Origin of the sequence: Flagellimonas eckloniae (assembly GCF_001413955.1) — a bacterium.
Taxonomy (GTDB): Bacteria; Bacteroidota; Bacteroidia; order Flavobacteriales; family Flavobacteriaceae; genus Flagellimonas; species Flagellimonas eckloniae.
Genome location: NZ_LCTZ01000002.1, coordinates 2,246,159 through 2,272,553, shown reverse-complemented (window position 1 = coordinate 2,272,553; position 26,395 = coordinate 2,246,159). Strand labels below are relative to the sequence as shown.

The window sequence follows — 26,395 nt, the reverse complement described above, 5'->3', positions numbered from 1 at the left end:
TTTATGAAGTTAGTTGTAATTTCAGTTGTTTTGGCTGTTGCATCCATAGTAGCGGGGTGCAATGGCCGAAAAACTTATAAAAAGGAGCTTGTAGCTCAAAATACGTCCAAGTCCAATCAATATTCTGATAATGACCTGATGGACCTGGTACAACGACAGACCTTTAATTATTTTTGGGATGGAGCTGAACCCATATCAGGTCTTGCAAGAGAACGTATCCATCTTGATAATATATACCCTACCCACAGCAAGGACATTATTACAATTGGAGGTTCTGGTTTTGGATTAATGGCAATTTTGGTTGGCGTGGAACGAGGTTTTATTACTCGGGAACAAGCTGTGTTGCGATTTGAAAAAGCCATTGATTTTCTGGAAAAAGCGGAAAGGTTTCATGGAGCTTGGCCACATTGGCTCATGCCCAACGGTAAAACCGCTCCTTTTAGCCAAAAGGATGATGGCGGAGATTTGGTAGAAACCGCTTTTTTGGTTCAGGGTTTGTTGACGATAAAAGAATTTCTTGATCAAAACAATAAACGAGAAAAAACCCTTGCTGATAAAATACAACAGCTCTGGGAGGAAGTTGAATGGGATTGGTATACCAAAGGTGAAGATGTATTGTACTGGCATTGGTCTTCCAATTTTGGTTGGGAAATGGATTTTCCGGTTGGAGGTTACAATGAGGCGCTTATAATGTATGTTTTGGCAGCAGGATCACCCACTCATTCAGTAGATAAAAGCGTGTACGAAAAAGGCTGGGCGGTAAACGGTACAATTTCCAATGATACCATATACTATGATTTACAGACTGAACTGAATCACTATGAACATGATAAATCTCCCGTAGGACCACTTTTTTGGTCACATTATTCCTATTTGGGATTAGATCCCAATGGTTTAAACGATCAATTTGGGGATTACAAAAAGTTAAATACAAATCATGCACTCATCCACTACAGGCACTGTGTGGAAAACCCCAAAAATTATAAAGGTTACGGAGAAAATAATTGGGGTCTTACATCAAGTTACTCCATGAAAGGTTATGCAGGACACAGACCTGATCATGATTTGGGGGTAATTTCCCCAACGGCTGCACTTTCGTCCATGCCCTACACGCCCAAGGAAAGCATTACGTTTTTAAGATTTTTGTATACGGAACAAGATAGCCTTATAGGTAAATATGGCCCTTATGATGCTTTCAGTTTAGAAAAAGATTGGTATGTACCACGGTATTTGGCCATTGACCAAGGTCCAATTCCAGTAATGGTGGAAAATTATAGAAGTGGAATGTTATGGAAGCTATTTATGGCCAATGCGGATGTACAAAAAGGACTCAAAAAGTTGGACTTCAAGAGTCCTTATTTAAACTAATGATGGGTAAGTATACTATTTTTCCTCTTTTGTTTTTTTTGATAGTTCTTTTTTCATGTGGAGGTAAAGACGATTTTACGTATACTCCAATAGAACCCTCAGATGATGATCAGGGTAGCGAGCCACCTATTAGCGATACGGAATTATTGGATCTTACACAGCAGGAAACCTTCAAATATTTCTGGGATTTTGCAGAGGAAAACTCTGGGGCCTCAAGGGAAAGATACCATCCTGATAACCCATCAAGAGATGCAAATGTTGTAGCGACTGGGGGAACAGGTTTTGGATTGATGGCCATTTTGGTGGGTATCGAAAGAGGATATATTTCGAGGGAAGAAGGATATGATCGTTTACAAACCCTTTTAGATTTTTTAGAAGGTGCGGATAGGTTTCATGGAGCATGGTCGCATTGGATAAACGGCACCAATGGTGTTGTAATTCCGTTTAGCGCAAAAGACAATGGGGGAGATTTGGTGGAAACTGCATTTTTGACCCAGGGCCTTATCTGTGTTAAAGAATATTTTAAGACTGGGACAGAAACAGAGCAGGCTCTAGCCCAACAGGCAGATGACCTTTGGAAAGGAGTTGAATGGAATTGGTATACGCAGAACAAAAACGTTTTGTATTGGCATTGGAGTCCAAGTTTCAATTTTGATATCAATTTAGAACTTAAAGGATACAACGAAGTCTTGATCACATATGTTTTGGCCGCTGCATCACCCGATTATAGTATTTCAAAAGAGGTATATGCCAATGGTTGGGCTTCAAATGGGGGGATTACCTATCCTAACAATCAATACGGATATCCTCTTTTGGTACGGCATGGGAATTCTCTTCCCTACGGCGGTCCATTGTTTTTTTCGCATTATTCATATCTCGGTTTAAACCCAAAAACCCTTTCAGATGACTACGTCAATTATTGGGATGTCAATGTAAATCACTCTAAAATAAATTATTCCTATTGCGTGGACAACCCTAAAAATTATATGGATTATGGGGAAGACTGTTGGGGGCTTACAGCCAGTTATGGCAGAAATGAAGATGGAACTATTGGTTACAATGCGCACCATCCTACGAACGATACAGGGGTTGTTTCACCAACTGCTGCCATTAGTTCAATTGTCTATACCCCGGATGAATCGCTTAAGGCGCTTCACTATTTTTATGAACACAGGGATGAACTGTTGGGACCAGCCGGTTTTTATGACGCTTTTAGTCCTGAATACAATTTTTGGGTTGCAGAAGCATATCTAGCCATTGACCAAGGACCCCAAATCATAATGATTGAAAACCATAGAACAGGTCTTTTGTGGAATTTGTTTATGCAAAACGAAGATATACAAGCAGGTCTGGATAAATTGGGTTTCAACTATTGAAGTAAGATAAAATGATAGGATGGTAACACCTACTTTAAGATTCAACTATGAAGAATATTTGTAATATATATTGTTTCTTTTTTCTGTGCTTGTCCTTCACAATTATGGGGCAAAATGGGCAGCAAACGTATTGTAATCCAATAAACTTGGATTATACCTACATGATCTATAATGCCCATAAAAATTTATCCTATCGTTCAGGGGCAGATCCCGCGGTGGTCAAATTCAAGGATGATTATTATATGTTCGTTACCCGTTCCATGGGATATTGGCACTCAAAAGACTTGACCAATTGGACATTCATTACTCCCCAACAATGGTATTTTCAAGGGTCAAATGCTCCAGCTGCTTTCAACTATAAAGATTCTGTATTATATGTAGCTGGCGACCCATCCGGCGCAATGAGTGTACTATACTCTGATAGTCCTGAAAAGGGATTATGGAAAGCTACCCCAGCCATTCTAACAAGATTGCAAGACCCCGCACTTTTTATAGATGATGACGATCAGGCATATATGTATTGGGGTTCTTCCAATAAATTTCCAATCCGCGCCAAAAAATTGGACAAAGAAAAGCGTTTTAAACCTTCGGAAAAGGTATATGAACTTTTCAACCTTCAACCTGAGAAGCATGGTTGGGAACGTTTCGGTGAAAACCATACTGACACAATTTTGGGCGGTTATATTGAAGGACCATGGATGACAAAACACAAGAATAAATATTATTTGCAATATGCGGCACCGGGTACAGAGTTCAATGTGTATGGCGATGGAGCCTATGTAGGAGATTCACCATTGGGGCCGTTCACCTATGCGCCGAACAATCCCTTTTCATATAAACCAGGTGGCTTTATTAATGGAGCAGGTCATGGAAGCACGGTAGTAGGTCCTGGAAGTGTCTATTGGCACTTTTCCTCAATGGCCGTAAATGTAAATATAGGTTGGGAGCGTCGAATTGGTGCATTTCCAACGTTTTTTGATGATGACGGAATTATGTACTGCGATACCTATTTTGGGGATTATCCACATTATGCGCCATCGGTTTCCGATAAAGAAGGAAGTTTTAGGGGCTGGATGTTGCTTTCTTATAAAAAACCCGTAAAAGCGTCGTCAGAAAGAGAAAATTACGGCGTTAAAAATCTGGTTGATGAGAGTATCAAAACTTTTTGGTTGGCAGAGAGCAACACGGATGATGAATGGATAGAAATAGATTTGGCCAAACCTTCATTGATTCATGCAGTTCAAGTAAACTATAATGATTATGAATCTGATATGTATGGTAAAATTCCAGGATTGTACCATCAATATACTATTGAAGGTTCTTTGGATGGAAGAAAATGGTCAATGCTTATCGACCGAAGTGCCAATAAAAAAGATACTCCCAACGACTATAATGAAATTAAAATCCCTAAAAAAGCCCGTTTTGTTCGCTTTAAAAACATACATGTTCCCACTCCTTATCTTTCTATTTCCGGTATCCGGGTTTTTGGCAAAGGCAATGGGAAAATACCTAAAGTACCCAAAAACCTTACAGTGACAAGAAAAAAGGACAAAAGAGATGTGAAAATAATTTGGGATAACGTAAAAGGAAGCCAAGGATATAATGTACTATGGGGCATTGCTCCTGATAAGTTATACAGTTCTTGGTTGGTTTATGGGGAAAACAGTTTGGAATTGAAATCCTTGAATACAGACCAGAATTATTATGTAACCATTGAAGCTTTCAATGAGAATGGCATTTCAGAAAGGTTGGATCCCGTTAGCATGGAACAAGACATAAAATAAGATATGAAAATGATGAAATATGGCATGATGAAATCTACGATGATTCTCCTTTTTTTGGTCGTCTCTATTATGCGTGGACAAAATTTGATTCCAGAAGTGGAGGCTCTATTGGAAAAAATGACCTTGGAAGAAAAGATAGGCCAATTGAATCTGCTAACCCCTGGGGGTGGTATTGCAACGGGCTCCGTGGTCAGCAAAAATGTGGAAACTAAAATAAAAACCGGTAAGGTAGGTGGGATTTTTGGAGTTTCGGGACCGGACAGGGTACGGATTGCGCAAGAATTTGCAGTAAACAATACACGCTTAAAAATTCCATTGTTAATAGGTGCCGACGTGATTCACGGGTATAAGACTACCTATCCAATTCCTTTGGGACTTTCCTGTAGTTGGGATATGGATTTAATAGAACAAGCAGCCCAAATGGCGGCAAAAGAAGCCACTGCAGATGGAATCAATTGGAACTTTTCCCCCATGGTCGATATTGCACGTGACCCGCGTTGGGGCAGAATTGCCGAAGGGGCGGGAGAAGATCCGTATTTAGGTGCTAAAGTAGCAGAGGCAATGGTAAAAGGCTATCAACAGAACGACCTTTCAGCATCTAATACCATGCTCGCCTGTGTAAAACACCTGGCACTTTATGGAGCCCCAGAAGCTGGACGTGATTATCATACGGTGGATATGGGCAAGGTGAAAATGTTCAATCAATATCTTCCTCCATACAAAGCTGCTATTGATGCTGGTGTTGCTAGTGTTATGACTTCTTTTAATGACATTGATGGAGTGCCCGCTTCAGGCAATAAATGGCTGTTGACCGAATTGCTTCGGAACCGATGGGGTTTTAATGGTTTAGTGATTTCCGACTATACCTCAGTCAATGAGATGATAGCTCACGGTCTTGGAGATTTGCAAGCTGTATCCGCACTTTCCTTAAAAGCTGGATTACACATGGACATGGTAGGGGAAGGTTTTTTGACCACCTTGAGAAAATCGGTTAAGGAGGACAAAGTAACGGAGGCAGAGATAACCCATGCCTGTCGAAAGGTATTGGAAGCAAAATATAAATCTGGACTTTTTGAGGACCCTTTTAGATATTTGGATACGGATCGACCTAAAAAAGATATCCTTACAGCCGAAAATAGAGCGTTGGCCAGAAAGTTAGCAGCACATTCTTTTGTTTTGCTCAAAAATCATGATAACATCCTTCCCATAAAAAAGGATGCAAAACTAGCTTTGGTTGGTCCCTTGGCGGATAGTAGAAACAATATGCTTGGTACCTGGGCCCCTACTGGAGATCCAAATCTGGCCGTTACAATACTGGAAGGTTTTAAAAATGTGGCTTCAGGGGCAAGAATTACTTATGCAAAAGGAGCCAACATATCCGATGATCCTGAATTTGCCAAGAAAATCAATGTTTTCGGACCGCGAATCTCAATTGATAAGCGTTCATCTGAAGAGTTATTGCAAGAGGCACTAGCTGTGGCAAAAACATCTAATGTAGTTGTTGCGGTAGTTGGTGAAGCTACTGAAATGAGCGGAGAGGCGGCAAGCCGAACAGATATTTCAATCCCAGATAGTCAAAAGAAACTGATTCGTGAACTAGTGGCAACTGGTAAGCCTGTAGTTTTGGTGCTTATGAGTGGGCGACCATTGACCATTCCGGAAGAATTTGACTTACCAGTGGCCATATTACAAGTTTGGCACCCTGGAGTTGAAGCTGGTAATGCTATTGCTGATGTGGTTTTTGGCGATTACAATCCATCAGGCAAGTTAACCACCACTTGGCCAAGAAATATGGGGCAAATCCCTATTTATCACAGTGTAAAAAATACAGGGAGACCAGCTCCCAAAGACAAATTCGAAAAATTCAAATCAAACTATTTAGATGTGGACAATACACCTTTGATATCCTTTGGTTATGGATTGAGTTATACCACTTTTGAGTATTCGAACCTTACTTTGAATAAGAAGAATATAATGCAGGGAGAATCTGTGGATATCACGGTTACTGTTGAAAATACTGGAAATTATGATGGTGAAGAAATAGTTCAGCTTTATCTGCGAGACTTAGTGCGTACCATTACACCTCCCATACGGCAGTTAAAAGGTTTTAAAAAAGTGTTTTTGAAAAAAGGAGAGCGTAGAACAGTAAATTTAGAATTGACTCCTGATGATTTGAAGTTCTATAATGGCAGTTTGGAGTTTGTTTCGGAACCAGGTGAATTTGAGGTTTTTGTAGGAACCGATTCCAACGCATCACTTAAAAAATCCTTTGTTCTAAAATAGTCATCAATATCATATACAGTTTAAAACCCAAGTCCAAAATATAAGTATGAGCTGTAAGCCAATTATTTTATGCTTTTTATTGTTCTTTTTCGCATGTAAACAAAAAAGTATCGAGCAAGAAGGATTGCCTCCTAACATCATTTTTATCATGTCGGATGATCATGCGTTACAGGCAATCAGTGCCTATGGGCATGAAATTGGCAAATTGGCACCAACACCAAACATTGATAGGTTGGCAACAAATGGGGCAATTTTTCAGAATAGCTTCTGTACAAACTCTATCTGTGGGCCTAGTAGGGCAGTTATTTTAACGGGCAAACACAGCCATGTAAATGGTTTTAGAATGAACGGTGAGCCATTTAATGGCAATCAGGCTACTTTACCAAAACATTTGCGAAAGGTAGGATACGAAACTGCAATTATTGGCAAATGGCACTTGCATGGCAAACCCACTGGATTTAATCATTGGGATATTTTGAATGATCAGGGCAATTATTATAACCCTGAATTCATAAAGGAAAACGATACCAGTATTATCAAAGGATACGCCACCGATATCATCACCAAAAAAAGTTTGGATTGGTTAAAGCAACGTAACAATATTGACTCCCCTTTCTTTTTAATGGTACACCATAAAGCACCGCACCGGAATTGGATGCCAGCTTTGAGGCATCTGAACAAATATGATTCCGTTACATTTCCATTGCCTGATACCTATTTCCCTGATTTTAAAAATCAACAAGCTGCAAAAGAACAACAGCAGACCATTTATGAGGATATGTACGAAGGTCATGATCTAAAAATGTCTAAAGCATTTGGTAGTACGGAACTGGCGCACAATCCGTGGACCACAGATTTTGAGCGAATGACCGAAGAGCAACGCAAAGCATGGGATAAAGCTTATTTGCCAAAGAATAATGCTATGCATAAGGCTGACCTATCGGTGGAGGAGCTGGCTATTTGGAAAGGCCAAAGATATCTTCAAGATTATATGGCCACTGTTGCTGCGGTTGATGAAGGCGTAGGTCAGTTACTTGATTATTTGGAAGAGAGCGGATTAGATGATAATACTTTGGTTGTTTACACATCAGATCAGGGATTTTATCTTGGTGAACATGGTTGGTTCGATAAAAGGTTCATGTACGAAGAATCTTTGAAAATGCCTTTATTGATGCAACTGCCTGGTGTAATAAAACCTGGTAGTACTATTGAGGCAATGGTACAGAACCTTGATTTTGCCCCTACTTTTCTGGATTTGGCCGGCGGTTCCAAGTATAGTTTTGATATGCAGGGCGAATCATTCAGAAATCTATTGGATGGCTCACAAGAAGAATTTAAGGATGCGATTTATTACCATTATTATGATTTTCCTGCTTTTCATATGGTGAAGCGACAATATGGAGTGCGTACCAAACGCTATAAACTTATTCACTTTTACGATGATATTGATACGTGGGAATTTTATGATTTGGAGAATGACCCCAACGAAGTGCATAATGCAATAAATGACAAAAAATATGCTAAGGAAATTGCAATTATGCATCAAAAATTAGATAGCTTGCAACAACACTATGGAGTAACCGAAAAAGAGTTTGAAACCACACCAAAAGTCGAAATCGACAAAGCAAATGATGCATTTAGGCGATTGCGTGGAACACCAATAAGATGAAAAACCCCATTGTTTTATGCCTTCTTATTTGCTATGTTCAAACTAGTTTTGCACAGTCTTTTGACCTGCTCACGTATAACATAAAATACGATAATCCCAGAGATAGTCTCAACAATTGGGACAATAGAAAAGACTTTCTTATTTCACAATTGAACTTTTATGCTCCTGATATCTTTGGTACCCAAGAAGGTTTGAAACATCAATTGCATGATATAAAAAATGGACTTAAAGACTACGCTTTTTTTGGAGTTGGAAGAGATAATGGAGACGAAGAAGGAGAGTTCACGGCTATCTTTTACAATATGGAAAAGTTCACATTACTTTTTGAAGATACCTTTTGGCTTTCCAAGACTCCTGAAAAGCCCTCAAAGGCTTGGGATGCCGCATTGCCCAGAATTTGCACCTATGGTCTGTTCAAAACAAAGAAAGATAACAGACAATTTTATGTTTTCAACACCCATTTTGATCATGTAGGTGTTGAGGCTAGGGAAGAAAGCGCTAAACTCATCTTAAACAAAATTGAGGAACTTAATAGTAACGATTTGCCCGTTATTCTTATGGGAGATTTTAATCTTGAAAGTACTAGCGAAGCCATCCAGAATATTCTAAAGAGTTTTACGGATACTCACATCAAAACGGATATTAAGGAACAGGGAGTTTATGGAACATTTAATAGGTTTGATACTACTGTTGCAGCCAAAAGAAGAATCGACTACATCTTTATAACCCAGAATAGTTTGGACGTACTTAAAAATTCTATTTTGATTGAATCCATGGACGGGAGATATCCCTCAGATCATTTTCCAGTTTATTCTGAGTTAAAATTTAAGGATTAAATAGTTTAAAAACTGCATACGGAACTAATCCGAAATCATCTGTTCCTGTTCCTCTAAATTTCTGGAATTCCCAATAAAGGAATATTTGCGTGTGAAAGACTGTTCATTTCAAAATAGGCTCCTACGTCATTTTTTCCATATAACTGTGGCAGTAATTTTTCAAGGCGTTATAATTTCAAAATACATCTTTAGAGACATCCGATTTTTTGCTTCAACCTCAGAAGGATTGAACCACATTTCCTTTTAAATCTTCCTTTGCATAAAAAGAGGTGTTGTTTAGGCTAGACAGCTGTTTTTGGTCCAAAACCAATGGATGTTACATAAGTGAAAGCTTATGTTACATATGGAATAAGGACTCAAAACACCTCAAATTACTTTTACCATGTTTTATAATTATTCTGTCTTAAAAATGGAGTAATGTATAACACAAGACTCCCCCATTAACCTATAATTTATAACTAATAAAACAAGGATTATGAAAAAAATCAATGGAATTTCAAAGCTGTTGCTCCTCACTGTATTTATCGGCTTGGGTGGATGCTCTGCTGAAGATGGAACTGACGGATTACAGGGGGAGCAAGGTATTCAAGGCGAACAAGGCGAACAGGGGGAACAAGGTATTCAAGGTGAACAAGGAGAACAGGGTATTCAAGGTGAGGACGGAGAAGATGGAGAGGACGGTAATGCCAATGTCATTTATTCAGATTGGTTAGATGCTGATTGGAATAGTCAGGACACCCCTAGCTCGAAGATAATGAGAATACCCATCACTGAAATCTCACAAATTGAACTTCGGAACGAAACACTAATATATATGTATTTGAGGCAATGGGGCACTTCAAGCATATATACTATGCCAAGCAGTGGTAGATGGTCAGATGTGTTCTACTCTTTTACTTTTGGAACAAATTCTGTAGGGTTTGAAGGAATACTAGTGAGATTGGTTACGACTGATGGCGGTGATTTGGATGAGCTTCAATATGCTGCATTTAGGGGAAATCGATTTCGATATGTTATAGTGCCCCAGAGTGGTCAAACAAGCAAGCTGGATTATTCAAATTACGAAGCGGTAAAAGCATTTTATAACCTCCCAGATTAATAACCATCAAAACTAAAAACCAGTAGCATGAAAAAGCAGAACAGTATTATAAAATATTTATACATTATTCTAATTATAGCATTAACTGGGTGTTCCAGTGAGGATGGCGCTGTTGGGCCACAAGGGCCTCAAGGCGTTCCAGGGGAAGATGGTTCTCAGGGAATTCAAGGTGAGCAAGGTTTGCAAGGTCCAGGCGGTACTGATGGAATGGATGGCAATGCAAATGTAATCTATTCCGATTGGTTCTTTCCAGATTGGAATGAATTTGACGCTCCAAGGGCTAAGCGAATGATAGTTACCGACCCTGAATTTGGGCAGAATTATGATGATGGTGTAATTCTCTTTTATTGGATTACCAATAACGGATCTACATTTCTTGTTCCTTGGAATTCATATAGTACAATTACTGGGGCTTTAAATATTTCAAGATCAATGAATGTTAGAGGTATATCCGGCGATGTATGGATAACCATTAGACGGTATGACCAAGATTTTGAAGTACGTGACACGTTTGGTCAATTTGAAGGGATTATCTACAATCGACTTCGATATGTCATAATTCCAGGTAATATAAATGTAAGCGGAAAATCAACATTGGATTATAATGATTATGAAGCGGTAAAGGCATTTTACAACCTTCCAGATTAATAACCAAAACCAAAATATTATGAAAACAATAAAAACAATTAGTATTCTAGGCCTTTTATTTTTGTCGTTTGCCTGCAGCGATAATAATGATGATGACGATTTATCGGAAATGCAGAAAACAGAAAATTTACTGACTTCAGGCAAATGGTATCTAGAATCAAAAACACCTGATGACTTTTCAGCCTGTGAAAAAAATGGCTCTCTTCAATTTAATGATGATGGTTCAATTGTACAGGAAAATTTTGAAGAAAATTCGGGGACTTGTGAGTTAGAAGAAACTATCACAGCTACTTACACCTTAAGTGGTTTGTCTTTGGAAATTACGTTTGGTTCTGAGATTGTTTCAGCAACTATTAATAGTATTACTGCAAGTGAGTTATCACTAACAGACTCAAGTGGAGATATCATTATACTTGATAAAACACAGGGTTGATATATTGGCAACGTTAAAATTTGCAGTATACCTGTTTAGAGGGATATAAAAACAAATTGGATTTTTAAGATGTTTCTATTTACGTGATGAAAAATCAAATTTTGTATCTTTTTGGAGTAACCTCACTAAGCAGTATGAAAACCAACCTTTGCTTTTTAATTACCTTCTTGTTGTATTACTTGAGTTGGAGCCAGGAAACTCCGCAAATAGATTCGTTAAAGAGACTTCTAAAACAAAAGATAGAGCCGGCAGAAACCGTTAAGATTTCAAATGAACTCTTTGAGTCGTATTTATATACTTCTTTGGATTCTGCCGACTTTTATCGAAAGCATATTGGTGAGATTTCAAAAAAAAACTCATACCAACAGGGGAACTATTTTTATAATTCCCAAAGCGGAAGGTTCTATTTTGCAAAGTCAAATTTAGACAGCGCTCTTTTTCATATCAAAGCAGCTGCAATTTTAGCTGAAAAACTGGGCAACAAAGCCTATATGGCTGATAATTATAAAAAGATTTCTATTATTTATGATGTTTGGAGAAACGATTCTCTCTCCGTAAAGTTTATCAATAAAGCTTTGGCAAGTGCAAAGGAGACGCAAGACTGGCGTTTACTATCCTCGATATACGTGGCGCTGGGGAATAGGAGTTTTCAATTCACCCAATATCCAAAAGCATTATCCTATTACCTAAAATTGGATTCTATCTACACTGCCCAAAATAGCTTAGATAAATCTTTGGCTGCGGCATACTCTAATATTGGTCTCATTTATTCAGAATTTAAAGACTCACGTGCAGTAAGGTACATGAAAAAGAGTATTGATGTGTATCAAAAACTGGGGCATCAAGAAGGGGTGCACTATGGCGAAGCGGCTCTGGGAATTCACTATGAACTTCAGGGTAATTGTAAAACATCAATACAACATTTGTTAAGGGCAAAAGACTTTTATGAGGGATATGAGGATGCCAACATGCTTGCAGAAATATACATGAGACTGGGTAGCTGTTATTTGGAGGAAGATATAGAGAAAGCTGAAGAATATCTTTTAAAAAGTAATGTGCTTTCAGAAGATGAGCAACGGATTACATTTTTGGCTACCAATAATACGGCATTGGGTGACCTTTATAGTGCCAGAAAAGAATATCGTAAAGCAATATCGCACTATAATAAAACAATTGAAATAGGAAGCGGTCTAGAGAATAGCAAAACAGAGGGACTTAATATTTTGGCGGCCTATAGAGGTTTGATAGCTGCCTATACGAAGATGAAGGATTTTAAGGGGGCTGTGACAAGTTATGAGAAAAAAGCTGTTTTGGAAGATAGTATCAGAAGATTTCAAAACCATTTGGTGGTTGAGGAATTAGAGAAGAAATATCAGACAGAAAAGAAAGAGCAGGAAATAAAATTTCTTACCTCACAAGCAGAGCTGGAAAAACAAAAAACAAAAAATGAGAAGGGCCTTTTTACTGCGGGGATTTTAATTTTGACGCTTGCAGTAATCACACTTTATATCCTTTTTAGGAACAAACAAAGAATCAATGATAAATTAAGGCAGTTAGAGGCTGCCAAATCTAGATTTTTTGCAAATATTTCCCATGAATTTCGCACACCACTTACCCTTATCTCCGGACCCGTTGCACATCAATTGTCAAAAGATCAATTATCATCAGATGATAAAACGGACTTGGGTTTGATCCAACGAAATGCAAATAGATTGTTGGATTTGGTTGATCAACTCTTGGATTTATCCAAGATTGAAGCAGGACGTAGAAAACTAAAATTATCAAAAGGAAGTCTGGATTTATTTCTTAAACATCTTGTTGAACCTTTCAGTTACCAATCTGCTCGTAAAAACCTAACCTTTAATACTAACATTAATCTTCCTGATCAGGCTTGGTTTGACCGGGACTTAGTAGAAAAAATCGTGGGAAACCTCTTGTCAAATGCCCTTAAATACAGTGATAAAAACGGAAACATTGATTTTAAAGCAGAGGTTGTTAACGATGAGGTTCGAATCAGTGTTATCAACGAAAATGAAAACTTGACTGAAAAAGAACTTCCTAAGTTGTTTGATCGTTTCTACCAGAACAATTCTGTGAATCAAGGATTTGGGATAGGATTATCCTTAGTTAAAGAACTATCTCATTTGTCTTATGGGGAAGTTAAAGCGGATAAACCTAATGCTGGAACGATAAGGTTTAGTGTGACTTTGCCAATATCAAAAAATGCCTTTACAGATGAAGAGTTGGCGTCTGCAAATAATCTTTTGGAAAAATCCACATCTGAATCAAATACAGAAATAATACTTCAAGAGGAAGAAGTACAAATCAATAATGAATCTTTACCATTGCTACTGATTGTTGATGATAATGAAGAGATCAGACTTTTTATAAAATCATTATTGAAAAACGACTATCGTGTACTACAGGCGGAAAATGGAAAAGAAGGGGTAGAGGTAGCCTTTGAAACGATACCAGATTTAATAGTTTCTGATATTATGATGCCCGTTGAGGACGGAATTTATTTGAGCAACAAACTTAAATCAGATGAGCGTACTTCCCATATTCCCATTGTGCTACTAACGGCAAAATCTGCAGAAGAAGATGAATTGGTAGGACTTAAAACAGGAGCGGATGCGTACATGATAAAACCTTTTAAAGAAGAAAAATTAAGAGTTGTCATTGAAAAATTGATTGCTTCAAGAACTGCCATTCAGGAAAAATTTAGCCAACAGGTATTTCTTAAGCCCCATGAAATTGAGTTGACCTCAATAGATGCTCAACTGCTAAAAAGAATACAACAGATACTTGATGATCAACTGACTGATCCAAATTTTAGTGCAAAGGTGTTTTCCGATCAGATTGGGTTAAGTAGGATGCATTTGCACCGTAAATTAAAAGCCCTTACTGGGTTTTCCACAACAGAATTTATAAGAGCTCAGAGACTTAAGCTGGCATCGCAGCTTTTAAAAGATGGGGGCGTGAACATTTCAGAAATTGGATATACGGTTGGGTTTAATCAGCCAGCCTATTTTTCCACGTGTTTTAAACAGTATTTTGGATGTTCTCCTTCAGAGTATGTTTAGCAGATGTGAAGTTAAAGTTAGGGCAATGCCCGGATAGAAAAATGGATATAAAAAAGAAACTAATCCGAAATCATCTGTTCCTGTTCCTCTAAATTTTTGGAAATACCCTCCATTCCCAATTCTGGAATTACCAATAAAGGAATTTGGGTATGAAATGCTGTTCGTTTAACAATGGGCTCCCTGGTCATTTTCTCCATATAGCTATGCTGATAATTCAATAGGGCCAGTAAGTGAATGTCCAGTTCTTTTGAAAAGATTTCCAATGTTTTTGAAACCGAATTAAGTTCAGATACAGTGTGCACATAATGCTCAGTTTCTCCAAGATAACGTCTAAGCATATTTAAGTTGAACTGTTGTAGTTCGGATAGTGCCTTTATTCCATATTGTACATGGACAATACGAATTGTAGCTTGGAACATTTCGGCTAGTTCCAGCAGCGGGTTCAATTCCGAAGTTGTATAGAATCGATTAAAATCCGTTGCAAAGGCAATTTCACTAGGTGTAATAAAATCAAAATGCTGCGGAATGGCCAGTACTGGACATCTTTTGGTGCTTTTTATAATCCGAACCGTATTGCTTCCCATAAAAACTTCATCTATCCCAGAAGCACCTTTGGTTCCAGTAATCACAAGATTAATATCAAATGCATCTACAATATCCTTTACTTCTTCAACCAATAAGTTAAAAGATGAAACGATTTCAAAACTATGGTTGGGATTGCCATACTTGGTCTTTATGCGGTCAATGGTTTTTTGCAAACCTTGCTCGGAAGAGTTTCTTACTGCATCCACAATACTTACTCCATCAATCATTTTGGCCATAAAACGGCTGCTGGGAATTACTGGGGTATACGTATTTAGTAAATAAAAAGTACATTTTTTATTTCGAAACAATTGCATGCCATAATCAATGGCATTCCAGGCATTTTCTGAAAAATCCGTGGGAATTAAAATCTTCTGCATAGTGCTAATTAATAAAGATGGAATAAAATTAACACTATGGAAAAAGGGATACTATGACAATTATCAGGTTTTGATTTGGGCGCAGTTTTAGAAGCCTTCGACCAATTCAGCTAGCTTACGCTCATTTGTTATACCTACTTTTTTTCCGGAGGTATGAATCAATCCTTTTTTCTTGAATTCTGAAATAATTCGAATGGCAGACTCCGTAGCGGTACCCACTACATTTGATATGTCTTCTCGAGAAAGTGTTAAGGCCAAAAAGCCATCTTCATCTTCCCCAAAATTATTTTTCAGGTACAAAAAAGCTTCTGCAATACGTTGTTTTACAGTTTTTTGAGACATGTTTACGATAACATCATCGGCTTCTTTAAGATCATGTGCCATATGTCGCAGAACCTCGAGGGTGAAATTCGGATTGCTTTGTAAAGTATTGTTAATGCTTTCTTTGGGAATAAAACATACTTCCATATCATTGACAGCTATCGCGGAAAGATTGGTGCATTCTTCAGCTATCACGGACCGTTGTCCAAGCACTTCTCCTTTGGTTGCCAATTTTACAATTTGATCTTTTCCATTGGCACTGAGTTTGGAGAGTTTAGAAACCCCATCGCGAACACAAAAAACACCATTCAATTTCTCACCTTCCTCAAAAAGAGGCTCTCCTTTTTTGACTTTTTTTGTGGTTTTAGAGTCGGATACTTTCTTCAATTCTTCTTTGCTCATTGCCCTTAGCGAATTGAATTGTCTAATGATACAATTTTCACACCTGCTCTCCATAACGTTTTGATTTACCTGATAGCACAAAATTAAATCTAAAGTATTGAACAAGAACTGATAAATGTCATGTTTTAACAATAAAATGTGTGACAATTTTGCCTTGGGTAAAGCAAATGTAAATGGCAAACATGAGATGTTATCATTGTGGGGATGATTGCAATCGCACACCGGTTCTTTTCGATGAAAAGGAGTTTTGTTGCAATGGTTGTAAAACGGTCTATGAGATTTTTACTTCCAATGGGTTGTCCAATTTCTATGATATTGAGGCTAGGGCGGGTACCACACCAAATGAAATTCAGTACAAGTACGATTTTCTGGATAATCAGGATATTGTTGAAAAGCTTGTTGAATTTAATGAGGAGGGAGTTCAAGTTGTCAATTTGAGCATTCCGTCTATCCATTGCAGTTCGTGTATTTGGGTATTGGAAAATCTGAATCGCCTACATTCGGCTATATCAAATTCACAGGTAGACTTCCCCAAAAAGACCATTCGGGTAACCTATAAGTCACAGGATTTTTCTTTGAAGGCACTTGTACTATTGTTAAGTGCCATAGGCTATGAACCTTACATTTCCTTGGAAGAGTATACCAGGAAAAATACCAAGGTAGACCGCTCGCTAATCTATAAACTTGGTGTTGCAGGTTTTGCTTTTGGCAATGTAATGCTATTCTCTTTCCCTGAGTATTTTGAGGTTGAAGAGTTTTGGTTGGACCAGTACAAACCTGTATTTCGTTGGTTAATGTTTGCCTTTTCGCTACCCGTAGTATTTTATGCAGGGCAAGATTATTTTATTTCAGCCTATAAAGGTCTACGTTCCAAAGTATTGAATATCGATGTTCCCATTGCATTGGGAATCTTAACCCTGTTTTTAAGGAGTACAGTTGATATTATTTTTGATTTGGGATCTGGCTTTTTTGATAGTCTGACGGGTTTGGTATTTTTTCTTTTATTGGGAAAGTTTTTCCAGCAAAAAACCTACTCATTTCTCTCTTTTGAAAGAGACTACAAATCGTACTTTCCTATAGCTGTGACACGGTTGAATGCTAACGGGGAGGAAGAAAACATTCAAATCTATAAAATAAAGACTGGAGATAGGCTCTTGATCAGGAGTATGGAAATTATTCCTGTAGACAGTATTTTGATTAAAGGTAATGCCGAAATAGACTACAGTTTTGTAACCGGAGAATCCAATGTGGTTTTTAAGGCTTCTGGAGAAAAACTCTTTGCAGGGGGAAAACAGCTTTCAGGGGTTTTGGAAATTGAGGTTGTACGTTCAGTTTCACAAAGTTATCTCACCCAACTATGGGGCAATTCGATATTTTCAAAAGATAAGATAACCACCTTTCAAACATTAACGGACAGCATTGGAAAGCGATTTACTATTGGAGTTTTGAGTGTTGCCATTTTAGCAACCGTTTTTTGGTTGTTTTATATGCCTAGTATGGCTCTCAACGTGTTTACAGCTGTCCTTATCATTGCATGTCCCTGCGCAATCGCTCTTGCCGCTCCATTTACGCTGGGGAATATGCTTCGCATATATGGCAAGCACAAATTCTACCTAAAAAACACCAATGTCATAGAGCGATTGTCAAAAATTGACACCGCCATATTTGATAAAACAGGAACCATAACAACAACCGCAAAAGATGCCATTCTATATGAAGGGATTGAATTGACCGAGGAAGAAATCACATTGTTAAAAACCACCTTGCGCGCATCCAACCATCCATTGAGTAGGTCTTTATATGAGATATTAAAATCCAATGCCATAACTACTCTGGATGAGTTTCAAGAGCATACTGGCAAGGGAGTGGAAGGGAAATTGAATAAGCATACCATTAAGGCAGGTTCCGCCAGCTATGTTGGAGAATCTATGCCAAAACTTGTATCAGATACAGCTGTTTATATTAGTTCTGATGAAGATTTCAAAGGTAGGTTTGTGTTTAAGAATAAATATAGGGATGGGGTGGAAGATCTTTTTGCCACCTTGGGCAAAACTATGAATATAGGAATATTGTCTGGTGATAATGATGGTGAAAGAAAACAGCTGCAAGGCATACTTCCTGCTAAAACCAATTTACTGTTCAACCAAAAACCTAAGGACAAATTAGATTATATCAAACATCTACAAAAAGACCATAGTGTACTTATGGTTGGTGACGGACTTAACGATGCTGGTGCTTTGGCCCAAAGTAATGTGGGTGTATCCATTTCTGAAGATATCAACGTTTTTTCACCGGCATGTGATGCCATTTTAGATGCTTCAAACCTGACCAAACTTCCTGCTTTTCTGAAGCTGTCAAGAAAATCAATTCAAATTATAAAGCTCAGTTTCCTCCTCTCATTGTGCTATAATGTTATTGGATTGTATTTCGCGGTTACGGGCCAGTTAGAACCTGTAGTTGCGGCAATACTTATGCCTTTGAGTTCAATCAGCATTGTGATTTTTACAACCTTGTGTACAAACTTTTTAGGAAGAAAATTAAAATAATAAAAGCTGATATATGTCATTTTTTAGGCAAACATGTCAATGTAGTTTTACGCTAGAATTCAGGTAGGTATGAGTGTTATATATGTGTTGTTGGCCATAAGTATTTCAGTTGCGCTGGTCTTTTTTGTTGCTTTTGTCTTTTCGGTCAAAAGTGGACAATATGATGATGCATATACACCTTCCGTCCGTATGCTTTTTGAGGATGAATTAGTAGGTGATTTAGAAGAAAACGAAGCAGAAATTATAGAAATCAAACAAAGTAAAGAACAAACCAATATATATGGAAATACAACAATTTAGCTACGATAACAAAATCGTACAAAAGTTTTTATACGCTACCATGCTATGGGGCGTTGTTGGAATGCTGGTAGGACTGCTACTGGCGTTTATGTTTTTGTTTCCCAATATCACAGATGGTATTTCGTGGTTGAGCTTTGGACGTTTGCGCCCATTGCATACCAATGCCGTGATTTTTGCATTTGTCGGGAACGCCATCTTTGCCGGGGTTTATTATTCCACCCAAAGATTGCTGAAAGCGAGAATGTTTAGTGATTTTCTGAGCAATTTTAATTTTTGGGGCTGGCAACTAATTATTGTGGCTGCCGCCATTACATTGCCTTTGGGGTATACCACATCTAAAGAATATGCAGAATTGGAATGGCCCATAGATATTGCCATCGCCGTGGTTTGGGTTGTTTTTGGTTGGAACCTGATTGGAACCATCTTAAAAAGAAGACAACGCCATCTCTATGTTGCAATTTGGTTTTACCTGGCAACATTTGTTACCGTTGCGGTACTTCATATTTTTAATAGTTTGGAGTTGCCCGTAGCTGCTTTAAAAAGTTATTCGGTGTATGCAGGTGTACAAGATGCTTTGGTGCAATGGTGGTACGGACATAATGCCGTAGCCTTCTTTTTAACCACACCATTTTTGGGATTGATGTATTATTTTGTTCCCAAAGCAGCAAATAGGCCTATATATTCTTATCGCCTTTCCATTGTCCATTTCTGGTCATTGATATTCATTTATATCTGGGCAGGACCTCACCATTTATTGTATTCGTCTTTACCAGATTGGGCTCAAAACTTAGGGGTTGTTTTCTCTATTATGTTGATTGCTCCATCTTGGGGGGGTATGATCAATGGACTTTTAACCTTGAGAGGCGTTTGGGATAAAGTGCGTAGTGACGCCACTTTAAAATTTATGGTAGTTGCTATTACAGGATATGGTATGGCCACATTTGAAGGGCCTATGCTATCCCTTAAAAATGTAAATGCCATTGCGCATTTTAGCGATTGGATTATTGCTCACGTACATGTGGGGGCACTGGCTTGGAATGGATTTTTGACCTTCGGTATGATTTATTGGCTGGTACCAAAAATGTTCAAGACAACACTGTATTCAAAAGGATTGGCAAACTTGCATTTCTGGATTGGTACCTTAGGTATTATCCTATATGCATTGCCCATGTATGTTGCTGGGTTTACCCAAGCCCTAATGTGGAAAGAATTTAACCCAGATGGATCATTGGTCTATGGAAATTTCTTGGAAACCGTTACCCAAATCATTCCAATGTATTGGATGCGTGCTATAGGAGGTACCATGTTCCTTGTTGGTATGTTGATCATGGTCTACAATGTGATTGTCACAATTAGAAAAGGAAGCTCAGTAGAAGATGAATTAGCTGAAGCACCTGCTCTGACAAGAGTCTCTAAAAGAAGAACTGCAGGAGAGACTTTCCACAACTGGTTGGAAAGAAGACCAGTGCAATTGACCATTTTGGCCACAGTTGCCATTTTAATAGGAGGGATTATCCAGATTGTGCCTACTATTCTGGTAAAATCCAATATTCCTACCATCACAAGTGTAAAACCATATACACCTTTAGAATTGGAAGGAAGGGATCTATACATTCGTGAAGGTTGTGTGGGTTGTCATTCCCAAATGATCAGACCTTTTAGAAGTGAAGTGGAGCGCTATGGCGAATATGCCAAAGCGGGAGAGTTTGTGTATGACCATCCTTTCCTATGGGGTAGTAAGCGAACTGGTCCAGATTTATTGCGAATTGGAGGGAAGTACTCAGATAATTGGCACTTGAACCATATGTATGATCCCCAAAGTACGTCTTCAGGGTCTATTATGCCTGCCTATCAGTGGTTGGTTGTAAATGAACATGATAGAAGCGCCGTACAAAGTAAAATGGAAGCTATGGTTAGTCTTGGTGTGCCTTATACGGATGAAGATATAGCCAATGCGCCGCAATCTATGGCTGAACAAGCCATCCAGATAGAGAAGAATCTATATACAGATCCAGAATTTGAAAGAACCTATGAGGCCGATAAAAAATATGCGCAAGAAAATGGAGAGGATTTTATTGAAATGCGTGATAGGGAGATTGTTGCATTGATTGCTTACTTGCAACGATTGGGAACTGATATTAAAGTAAAAGAAACAAAGTAATTACAATCTCAAAACAAATAAGCCATGTTGAAATTTGTGAAAAACCATATGGAAAGTATAGAAGGTATTGCAAGTTATCCTATGATATCCTTGTTAATATTCTTCGTGTTTTTTGTCCTCTTGTTTTGGTGGGTATTTACTGCTAGCAAAGCACATATAAAAGAGATGGGAGAACTGCCTTTAGATAACGATCAACAAAATAAACTATAGCATTATGAGCACAAGAACACCTTGGTGGATACGTATTCCACTGCTATTCTTCATCATCTTTGGATTAATGGAATACTTCATAGATTCTGGTGAAAAACCAGCTATCATCGAATATCCAATTACGCAGTTTTTTCTGTTGATGGTATTGTTGATATTGATTGCCATAGAACTTATTTTAAGTTCCATTGAAAATGTAATGTTCCAAACACTTTCAGAAGAGGCGAAAGAACGTTACTTGGCATCCAAGGCCAAGAAAAGGGAATGGACATGGGTTAAAAGCATCTATAAGCGCCTTACCAAGACCAAGGAGATTGAAAAAGAAGGTGAAATAATCTTGGACCACAATTATGATGGAATTAGGGAGTTGGACAATGTTTTGCCGCCTTGGTGGGTATACCTCTTTTATGCCACTATCATTTTTGCAGTAGTTTATCTCATACGCTTTCATGTTGCTGGCGACTATGACCAGAAATTGGAATACGAACAGGAAGTGGCAGCAGCTAAAATCGCCATTGAAGAATATAAGAAAACCGCTAAGGATTTGGTCGATGTCAATACCGTGGAATTTTTATCCGAAGCTGCAGATTTGAGTGCTGGAGAAAAAATATTTACAACAAACTGTGTTGCATGTCATATGGCTGATGGTGGAGGTGGAATCGGCCCCAACCTAACTGATGAATATTGGATTTTGGGCGGAGGCATCAAAAATGTATTCAATACTATTTCTGAAGGTGGACGCGATGGTAAGGGTATGATTGCCTGGAAACAAAGTCTAAAACCTGTAGAAATGGCACAAGTGGCCAGTTATATATTAACATTGGGAGGTACAACCCCAGCAGATCCAAAAGCACCAGAAGGTGAAATTTGGGTTGATCCAGATGCACCTGAATCAGAAGAAACTATTGAAGAAACTCCAACGGAACAGGTTTCTGATTCTACAGATGTAGCAATGAATTAAAAGAACCGGCACCTTATACCTCAAGAAGAGGTGCAGATTTAGAAATACTGTTGAGGTTAAAATACAATTGCAATGGAAGAGAATTTTAGGGATTCCATAGGGACAATATCTGAAGAGGGCAAAAGGGCATGGATTTATCCTAAGAAACCTAAAGGACGATTTTTTGAGTATCGCAAATATGTTAGCTATGGACTCTTACTTTTTTTGATTGCATCGCCTTTTATTAACGTAAACGGTAATCAGTTTCTACTGTTCAATGTATTGGAAAGAAGGTTCAATATTTTTGGATTTCCTTTCTGGCCACAGGATTTTCACCTAGTTGTAGTTTCTATGATTGCAGGTGTAATTTTCGTATCGTTATTTACTGTAGCGTATGGACGTATTTTTTGCGGATGGATGTGTCCCCAGACTATTTTCATGGAAATGGTCTTTCGAAGAATTGAATACTGGATAGATGGAGATCGTGGGGCGCAAATGAGACTGGACAGATCACCCTGGAATGGTAAAAAGATTCGGAAAAGAGTATTAAAGTGGACAGTCTTTTTTATTATTTCATTTTTGATAGCCAATGTTTTCTTGGCCTATCTGATTGGAAGTGATAAACTGATCAGGTATGTTGTTGATGGGCCATTGGCCCATATGGGAACCATAATTCCATTGCTCATTTTTACAGGTGTGTTCTATTTTGTGTTTGCCTGGTTTCGCGAGCAAGTGTGTATCATAGCATGTCCTTACGGAAGATTGCAAGGTGTGCTTTTGGATGATAAATCCATTGTGGTGGCCTACGACCACAAACGGGGAGAGGGAGATAATGGGCGTAAAAAGTTTCGTAAAAACGAAGACAGGGATGCCTTGGGCCATGGAGATTGTATAGATTGTTTTCAATGCGTCAATGTTTGTCCAACCGGAATAGATATTCGAAATGGAACCCAATTGGAATGTGTCAACTGCACGGCATGTATTGATGAATGCGATCATATTATGGACAGTATTCAAAAACCAAGAGGGTTGATTCGTTACGCGAGCGAAGATGAGATAAACAAAAAAGCAAAATTCAAATTTACCGCTAGAATGAAAGGCTATACTGCGGTGCTTGTTATACTAACAGGTATTTTGATTGGCATGCTTTTTCTTAGAAATGAATTGGAAGCAAACATCTTAAGATTACCTGGTCAGCTGTACGAAAGAAAGGCCAATAACAATATCAGCAATGTATACACCTACAAATTGGTGAACAAAACATCCAAAGATATAGATAGTGTAGGCTTTAGATTATTGTCCCATAAAGGAGAGATTAAAATGGTATCTCAGGATAAGTTTAAAGTTCCTGCAGAGGAAATTGCGGAAGGAACATTATTTATAGAAATCAACAGCTCTGTACTGACAGGAGATAAGGATAAGTTAAAAATTGGAGTTTATAATGGCGAAAAGCTTATTGAAACAACGACAACACAGTTTTTGGCACCAAGAAGTTATCATTAAAAAATAGCACTATGAAAATAAATTGGGGAACAAGTATAGTACTGGCTTTTACAGCATTCATCAGTTTCATATTATACTTTGTGATTAGAATGAGTACGGATAACAGTGCCAATCACGATTTGGTTACCGAAGAGTATTATAAACAAGAATTGGCCTACCAGAATGAAATTGATGCAGTAGAATCTGCTTTGAAGATGAATGCGAGTCTAAAATTGGTGAAATCTGAAAAAGGAATCACAGTTTTATTTCCAGAACAATTCAATCCAGAACATATTAATGGCACAGTGTCCCTTTATAGACCGTCTAACAAGCACTTGGATTTTAACTTTCCTATAAGTTTGTCCAATGCACATTTGCTCATACCTGACAATAGCTTGCTGGACGGTCGCTGGGACATTACCATCAAATGGAATTATAAGGATAAAATCTTTTTACACAAAGAAAAACTGTTGTACTAATGGTATTTCTATCGGCAATTATATTAGGATTTTTGGGAAGCTTGCACTGTTTGGGAATGTGTGGTCCTATTGCTTTTATGCTGCCTTTAGATCAAAATAGCACAACCAGGAAGGCAACACAACTGTTTATCTATCATTTTGGAAGACTCCTGGCATATGGAATCATTGGATTGCTCTTTGGTTTCTTGGGAAAAGGGTTATCGTTATTTGGTATTCAGCAGAAACTATCTATTGTAATTGGAGTGCTTATGATCGCTCTGGTATTGATTCCCAGCAAATATCTTTTGAGCGGTAGGCTTTCCAGACCAGTTTATACCATACTGGGAAAATTAAAGTCAAAACTTGGCGCAGAACTCAAAAAAAAGACCCCAGATGTTTTCCTGACCATTGGGTTTTTAAACGGCTTTTTACCCTGCGGATTGGTCTATATGGCACTTTTGGGGGCTATAGGTCTGGCACACGGTCTTCAAGCAGGTGCCTATATGATTTTATTTGGCCTCGGAACCATACCATTAATGACCTTTGTTGTTTTCTCTAGAGGATTAGTGAAAGGTGCCTTACGGCAAAACCTAAAAAAAATCGTTCCCGTATTTGTTATACTGATTGGGGTTTTGTTTATTATTAGGGGTTTGGGACTAGGAATTCCTTATGTGTCCCCAAAACCGGTTCAAACGGATTTGGCCACAGTAACCATAGAATGTCATCAACCATAAAAACATAAAAATGCTTATTACATCACCAGAAAAGGCAGTAGAAGTAATTAAAACAGGAAATCGTGTTTTTTTTCAAGGAGCGGCCATGACTCCCAATGAACTTATAGATGCGATTTGCGACCGACACAAAGAGATTAAGGATATTGAAATTGTATCCATTCACACTGAGGGGGAAGCCAGATACACACAGGCACCTTGCAATGAAAGTTTTACGCTGAACAGTCTTTTTGTGGGAGGGAACGTGAGGAAGTTTGTGAATGGTTACAAAGGGGATTATGTGCCTATTTTCTTGAGTGAGATATGTTTGCTGTTCCGTAGAAATATTTTGCCGTTGAATGTCGCATTTATACAAGTATCGCCTCCAGATAAACATGGGTATTGTTCTTTAGGGGTTTCGGTTGATGTAACGCTGCCTGCTATTGAAATGGCTAAAAAAGTGGTGGCACAGATCAACCCCCAAGTACCCCGTACCCATGGAGATGGTATCATCCATATTAACCAGATTGATTTTGCCATTGAGGTAGACAGACCAATTCACGAGCATGAACCTCTGGAAATTTCTAGGATAGATCATCAAATAGGAAACCATGTTGCTTCTTTGATTGATGATGGCGCTACCTTACAAATGGGGATTGGGAATATTCCTAATGCCGTATTATCCAATTTGGGCAATCATAAAAGATTGGGAATTCATACTGAAATGTTTTCGGATGGTGTTTTGCCTCTCATTGAAAAAGGAGTTATTACTGGAGAAGAAAAAGCTGTAAAACAAGGAAAGATTGTGAGTTGTTTTGCTGTAGGCTCAAGAAAATTGTATGATTTTATTGATGATAACCCGGTTTGCGACTTTAGGGAAGCAGCCTATACCAATGATACTGCACGCATCCGAAGAAATCCAAAAGTTACCGCAATTAACAGCGCCATAGAAATTGATTTAACCGGGCAAGTTTGTGCGGATACGATTGGGAGTCGCCAGTTTTCTGGAGTCGGAGGGCAAATGGATTTTATAAGAGGGGCTTCACTTTCTAAGGGAGGTAAACCTATTTTTGCCATGTCTTCGGAAACTAATAAAGGCGTTTCTAAAATAGTGCCATTTTTAAAAGAAGGAGCTGGTGTAACCACGACCAGGGCCCACGTGCATTACATTGCTACTGAATATGGAGTTGTAAATCTTTATGGGAAGAACCTAAAACAGCGCGCTCATGCATTGATATCCATTGCACATCCAAATCATAGGGAATATTTGGAGAAAGAGGCAAATAAAAGATTTAATCTGTAATATTTTGGCGATACATAACATAAA

At 38.3% G+C, this 26,395-nt stretch carries 21 protein-coding genes; 19 read left to right on the top strand and 2 right to left on the bottom strand.

The annotated features are described in order from the left end of the window. Nucleotides 1-3 precede the first annotated feature (3 nt). The 10 genes from AAY42_RS18280 to AAY42_RS09550 all read left to right on the top strand — a co-directional run bounded on the left by AAY42_RS18280 (nt 4) and on the right by AAY42_RS09550 (nt 14,579). A complete protein-coding gene (locus AAY42_RS18280) occupies nt 4-1,368 on the top strand; it encodes a glucoamylase family protein (protein WP_055394591.1) in 1,365 nt (454 codons plus the stop codon). A gap of 2 nt (nt 1,369-1,370) precedes the next feature. Beyond that, nucleotides 1,371-2,744 carry a glucoamylase family protein gene (locus AAY42_RS09590; RefSeq protein WP_082433574.1) on the top strand — a complete coding sequence of 458 codons (1,374 nt, stop codon included), beginning with the start codon at nt 1,371-1,373 and terminating at the stop codon, nt 2,742-2,744. A 47-nt stretch (nt 2,745-2,791) separates the two neighbouring features. Next, a complete protein-coding gene (locus AAY42_RS09585) occupies nt 2,792-4,528 on the top strand; it encodes a family 43 glycosylhydrolase (RefSeq protein ID WP_055394587.1) in 1,737 nt (578 codons plus the stop codon). Nucleotides 4,529-4,555: 27 nt separating this feature from the next. Continuing rightward, nucleotides 4,556-6,811, top strand: coding sequence for a beta-glucosidase BglX (gene bglX / locus AAY42_RS09580; RefSeq protein ID WP_082433572.1), 2,256 nt, complete (start codon nt 4,556-4,558; stop codon nt 6,809-6,811). Nucleotides 6,812-6,857: 46 nt separating this feature from the next. After that, nucleotides 6,858-8,480, top strand: a complete 1,623-nt coding sequence (locus AAY42_RS09575; RefSeq protein WP_055394585.1) for a sulfatase family protein — start codon at nt 6,858-6,860, stop codon at nt 8,478-8,480. Next, complete coding sequence (locus AAY42_RS09570; RefSeq protein ID WP_055394583.1) at nt 8,477-9,316, top strand: endonuclease/exonuclease/phosphatase family protein; 840 nt, start codon at nt 8,477-8,479, stop codon at nt 9,314-9,316. The genes AAY42_RS09575 and AAY42_RS09570 overlap by 4 nt, the downstream gene beginning before the upstream one ends. A 475-nt stretch (nt 9,317-9,791) precedes the next feature. Further along, nucleotides 9,792-10,415 (top strand): hypothetical protein, encoded by a 624-nt coding sequence (locus AAY42_RS18150; RefSeq protein ID WP_055394581.1) that lies wholly within the window; start codon nt 9,792-9,794, stop codon nt 10,413-10,415. A 27-nt stretch (nt 10,416-10,442) separates the two neighbouring features. Beyond that, the gene (locus AAY42_RS18275; RefSeq protein WP_055394579.1) at nt 10,443-11,063 is read left to right on the top strand and encodes a collagen-like protein; all 621 of its coding nucleotides are present in this window, start codon (nt 10,443-10,445) and stop codon (nt 11,061-11,063) included. 19 nt (nt 11,064-11,082) lie between these two features. Further along, nucleotides 11,083-11,496 (top strand): lipocalin-like domain-containing protein, encoded by a 414-nt coding sequence (locus AAY42_RS09555; RefSeq protein ID WP_055394577.1) that lies wholly within the window; start codon nt 11,083-11,085, stop codon nt 11,494-11,496. 134 nt (nt 11,497-11,630) lie between these two features. Next, nucleotides 11,631-14,579 (top strand): response regulator, encoded by a 2,949-nt coding sequence (locus AAY42_RS09550; protein WP_175288747.1) that lies wholly within the window; start codon nt 11,631-11,633, stop codon nt 14,577-14,579. A 59-nt stretch (nt 14,580-14,638) separates the two neighbouring features. On the opposite strand, the gene AAY42_RS09545 is transcribed toward AAY42_RS09550, so the two are convergent. Together AAY42_RS09545 and AAY42_RS09540 are read right to left on the bottom strand one after the other, a co-directional pair. After that, complete coding sequence (locus AAY42_RS09545) at nt 14,639-15,541, bottom strand: universal stress protein (RefSeq protein ID WP_055394572.1); 903 nt, start codon at nt 15,539-15,541, stop codon at nt 14,639-14,641. An 87-nt stretch (nt 15,542-15,628) separates the two neighbouring features. Continuing rightward, entirely contained in the window at nt 15,629-16,318 is a 690-nt protein-coding gene (locus AAY42_RS09540; protein WP_055394570.1) for a Crp/Fnr family transcriptional regulator, read from the bottom strand. A gap of 119 nt (nt 16,319-16,437) precedes the next feature. Between AAY42_RS09540 and AAY42_RS09535 the strand changes: the two genes are divergently transcribed. The 9 genes from AAY42_RS09535 (at nt 16,438) to AAY42_RS09495 (ending at nt 26,371) form a co-directional block, all read left to right on the top strand. Beyond that, on the top strand, nt 16,438-18,810 hold the full coding sequence (locus AAY42_RS09535; RefSeq protein ID WP_055394569.1) for a heavy metal translocating P-type ATPase: 2,373 nt from the start codon (nt 16,438-16,440) through the stop codon (nt 18,808-18,810). A 69-nt stretch (nt 18,811-18,879) separates the two neighbouring features. After that, on the top strand, nt 18,880-19,110 hold the full coding sequence (gene ccoS / locus AAY42_RS09530) for a cbb3-type cytochrome oxidase assembly protein CcoS (protein WP_055394566.1): 231 nt from the start codon (nt 18,880-18,882) through the stop codon (nt 19,108-19,110). Next, nucleotides 19,091-21,271 (top strand): cytochrome-c oxidase, cbb3-type subunit I, encoded by a 2,181-nt coding sequence (gene ccoN, locus AAY42_RS09525; protein WP_055394564.1) that lies wholly within the window; start codon nt 19,091-19,093, stop codon nt 21,269-21,271. Before ccoS ends, ccoN begins: the two co-directional genes overlap by 20 nt. Before the next feature lie 24 nt (nt 21,272-21,295). Beyond that, nucleotides 21,296-21,481, top strand: a complete 186-nt coding sequence (locus tag AAY42_RS18480) for a cytochrome c oxidase subunit IV (protein ID WP_055394562.1) — start codon at nt 21,296-21,298, stop codon at nt 21,479-21,481. A gap of 4 nt (nt 21,482-21,485) precedes the next feature. Further along, nucleotides 21,486-22,439 (top strand): cbb3-type cytochrome c oxidase N-terminal domain-containing protein, encoded by a 954-nt coding sequence (locus tag AAY42_RS09515; RefSeq protein ID WP_055394560.1) that lies wholly within the window; start codon nt 21,486-21,488, stop codon nt 22,437-22,439. A gap of 72 nt (nt 22,440-22,511) precedes the next feature. Continuing rightward, nucleotides 22,512-23,921, top strand: coding sequence for a cytochrome c oxidase accessory protein CcoG (ccoG, locus tag AAY42_RS09510; RefSeq protein ID WP_055394558.1), 1,410 nt, complete (start codon nt 22,512-22,514; stop codon nt 23,919-23,921). Nucleotides 23,922-23,932: 11 nt separating this feature from the next. Continuing rightward, nucleotides 23,933-24,379, top strand: a complete 447-nt coding sequence (locus AAY42_RS09505; protein ID WP_055394556.1) for a FixH family protein — start codon at nt 23,933-23,935, stop codon at nt 24,377-24,379. After that, nucleotides 24,379-25,092 (top strand): sulfite exporter TauE/SafE family protein, encoded by a 714-nt coding sequence (locus AAY42_RS09500; protein ID WP_055394554.1) that lies wholly within the window; start codon nt 24,379-24,381, stop codon nt 25,090-25,092. The genes AAY42_RS09505 and AAY42_RS09500 overlap by 1 nt, the downstream gene beginning before the upstream one ends. A gap of 10 nt (nt 25,093-25,102) precedes the next feature. After that, on the top strand, nt 25,103-26,371 hold the full coding sequence (locus AAY42_RS09495) for an acetyl-CoA hydrolase/transferase family protein (protein WP_055394552.1): 1,269 nt from the start codon (nt 25,103-25,105) through the stop codon (nt 26,369-26,371). Nucleotides 26,372-26,395 lie beyond the last annotated feature (24 nt).

Coding starts and splice junctions, on each gene's coding strand:
- AAY42_RS18280 (WP_055394591.1), top strand. CDS start 4: ATGAAGTTAGTTGTAATTTCAGTTGTTTTGGCTGTTGCATCCATAGTA.
- AAY42_RS09590 (WP_082433574.1), top strand. CDS start 1,371: ATGGGTAAGTATACTATTTTTCCTCTTTTGTTTTTTTTGATAGTTCTT.
- AAY42_RS09585 (WP_055394587.1), top strand. CDS start 2,792: ATGAAGAATATTTGTAATATATATTGTTTCTTTTTTCTGTGCTTGTCC.
- bglX (WP_082433572.1), top strand. CDS start 4,556: ATGAAATCTACGATGATTCTCCTTTTTTTGGTCGTCTCTATTATGCGT.
- AAY42_RS09575 (WP_055394585.1), top strand. CDS start 6,858: ATGAGCTGTAAGCCAATTATTTTATGCTTTTTATTGTTCTTTTTCGCA.
- AAY42_RS09570 (WP_055394583.1), top strand. CDS start 8,477: ATGAAAAACCCCATTGTTTTATGCCTTCTTATTTGCTATGTTCAAACT.
- AAY42_RS18150 (WP_055394581.1), top strand. CDS start 9,792: ATGAAAAAAATCAATGGAATTTCAAAGCTGTTGCTCCTCACTGTATTT.
- AAY42_RS18275 (WP_055394579.1), top strand. CDS start 10,443: ATGAAAAAGCAGAACAGTATTATAAAATATTTATACATTATTCTAATT.
- AAY42_RS09555 (WP_055394577.1), top strand. CDS start 11,083: ATGAAAACAATAAAAACAATTAGTATTCTAGGCCTTTTATTTTTGTCG.
- AAY42_RS09550 (WP_175288747.1), top strand. CDS start 11,631: ATGAAAACCAACCTTTGCTTTTTAATTACCTTCTTGTTGTATTACTTG.
- AAY42_RS09545 (WP_055394572.1), bottom strand. CDS start 15,541: ATGCAGAAGATTTTAATTCCCACGGATTTTTCAGAAAATGCCTGGAAT.
- AAY42_RS09540 (WP_055394570.1), bottom strand. CDS start 16,318: ATGGAGAGCAGGTGTGAAAATTGTATCATTAGACAATTCAATTCGCTA.
- AAY42_RS09535 (WP_055394569.1), top strand. CDS start 16,438: ATGGCAAACATGAGATGTTATCATTGTGGGGATGATTGCAATCGCACA.
- ccoS (WP_055394566.1), top strand. CDS start 18,880: ATGAGTGTTATATATGTGTTGTTGGCCATAAGTATTTCAGTTGCGCTG.
- ccoN (WP_055394564.1), top strand. CDS start 19,091: ATGGAAATACAACAATTTAGCTACGATAACAAAATCGTACAAAAGTTT.
- AAY42_RS18480 (WP_055394562.1), top strand. CDS start 21,296: ATGTTGAAATTTGTGAAAAACCATATGGAAAGTATAGAAGGTATTGCA.
- AAY42_RS09515 (WP_055394560.1), top strand. CDS start 21,486: ATGAGCACAAGAACACCTTGGTGGATACGTATTCCACTGCTATTCTTC.
- ccoG (WP_055394558.1), top strand. CDS start 22,512: ATGGAAGAGAATTTTAGGGATTCCATAGGGACAATATCTGAAGAGGGC.
- AAY42_RS09505 (WP_055394556.1), top strand. CDS start 23,933: ATGAAAATAAATTGGGGAACAAGTATAGTACTGGCTTTTACAGCATTC.
- AAY42_RS09500 (WP_055394554.1), top strand. CDS start 24,379: ATGGTATTTCTATCGGCAATTATATTAGGATTTTTGGGAAGCTTGCAC.
- AAY42_RS09495 (WP_055394552.1), top strand. CDS start 25,103: ATGCTTATTACATCACCAGAAAAGGCAGTAGAAGTAATTAAAACAGGA.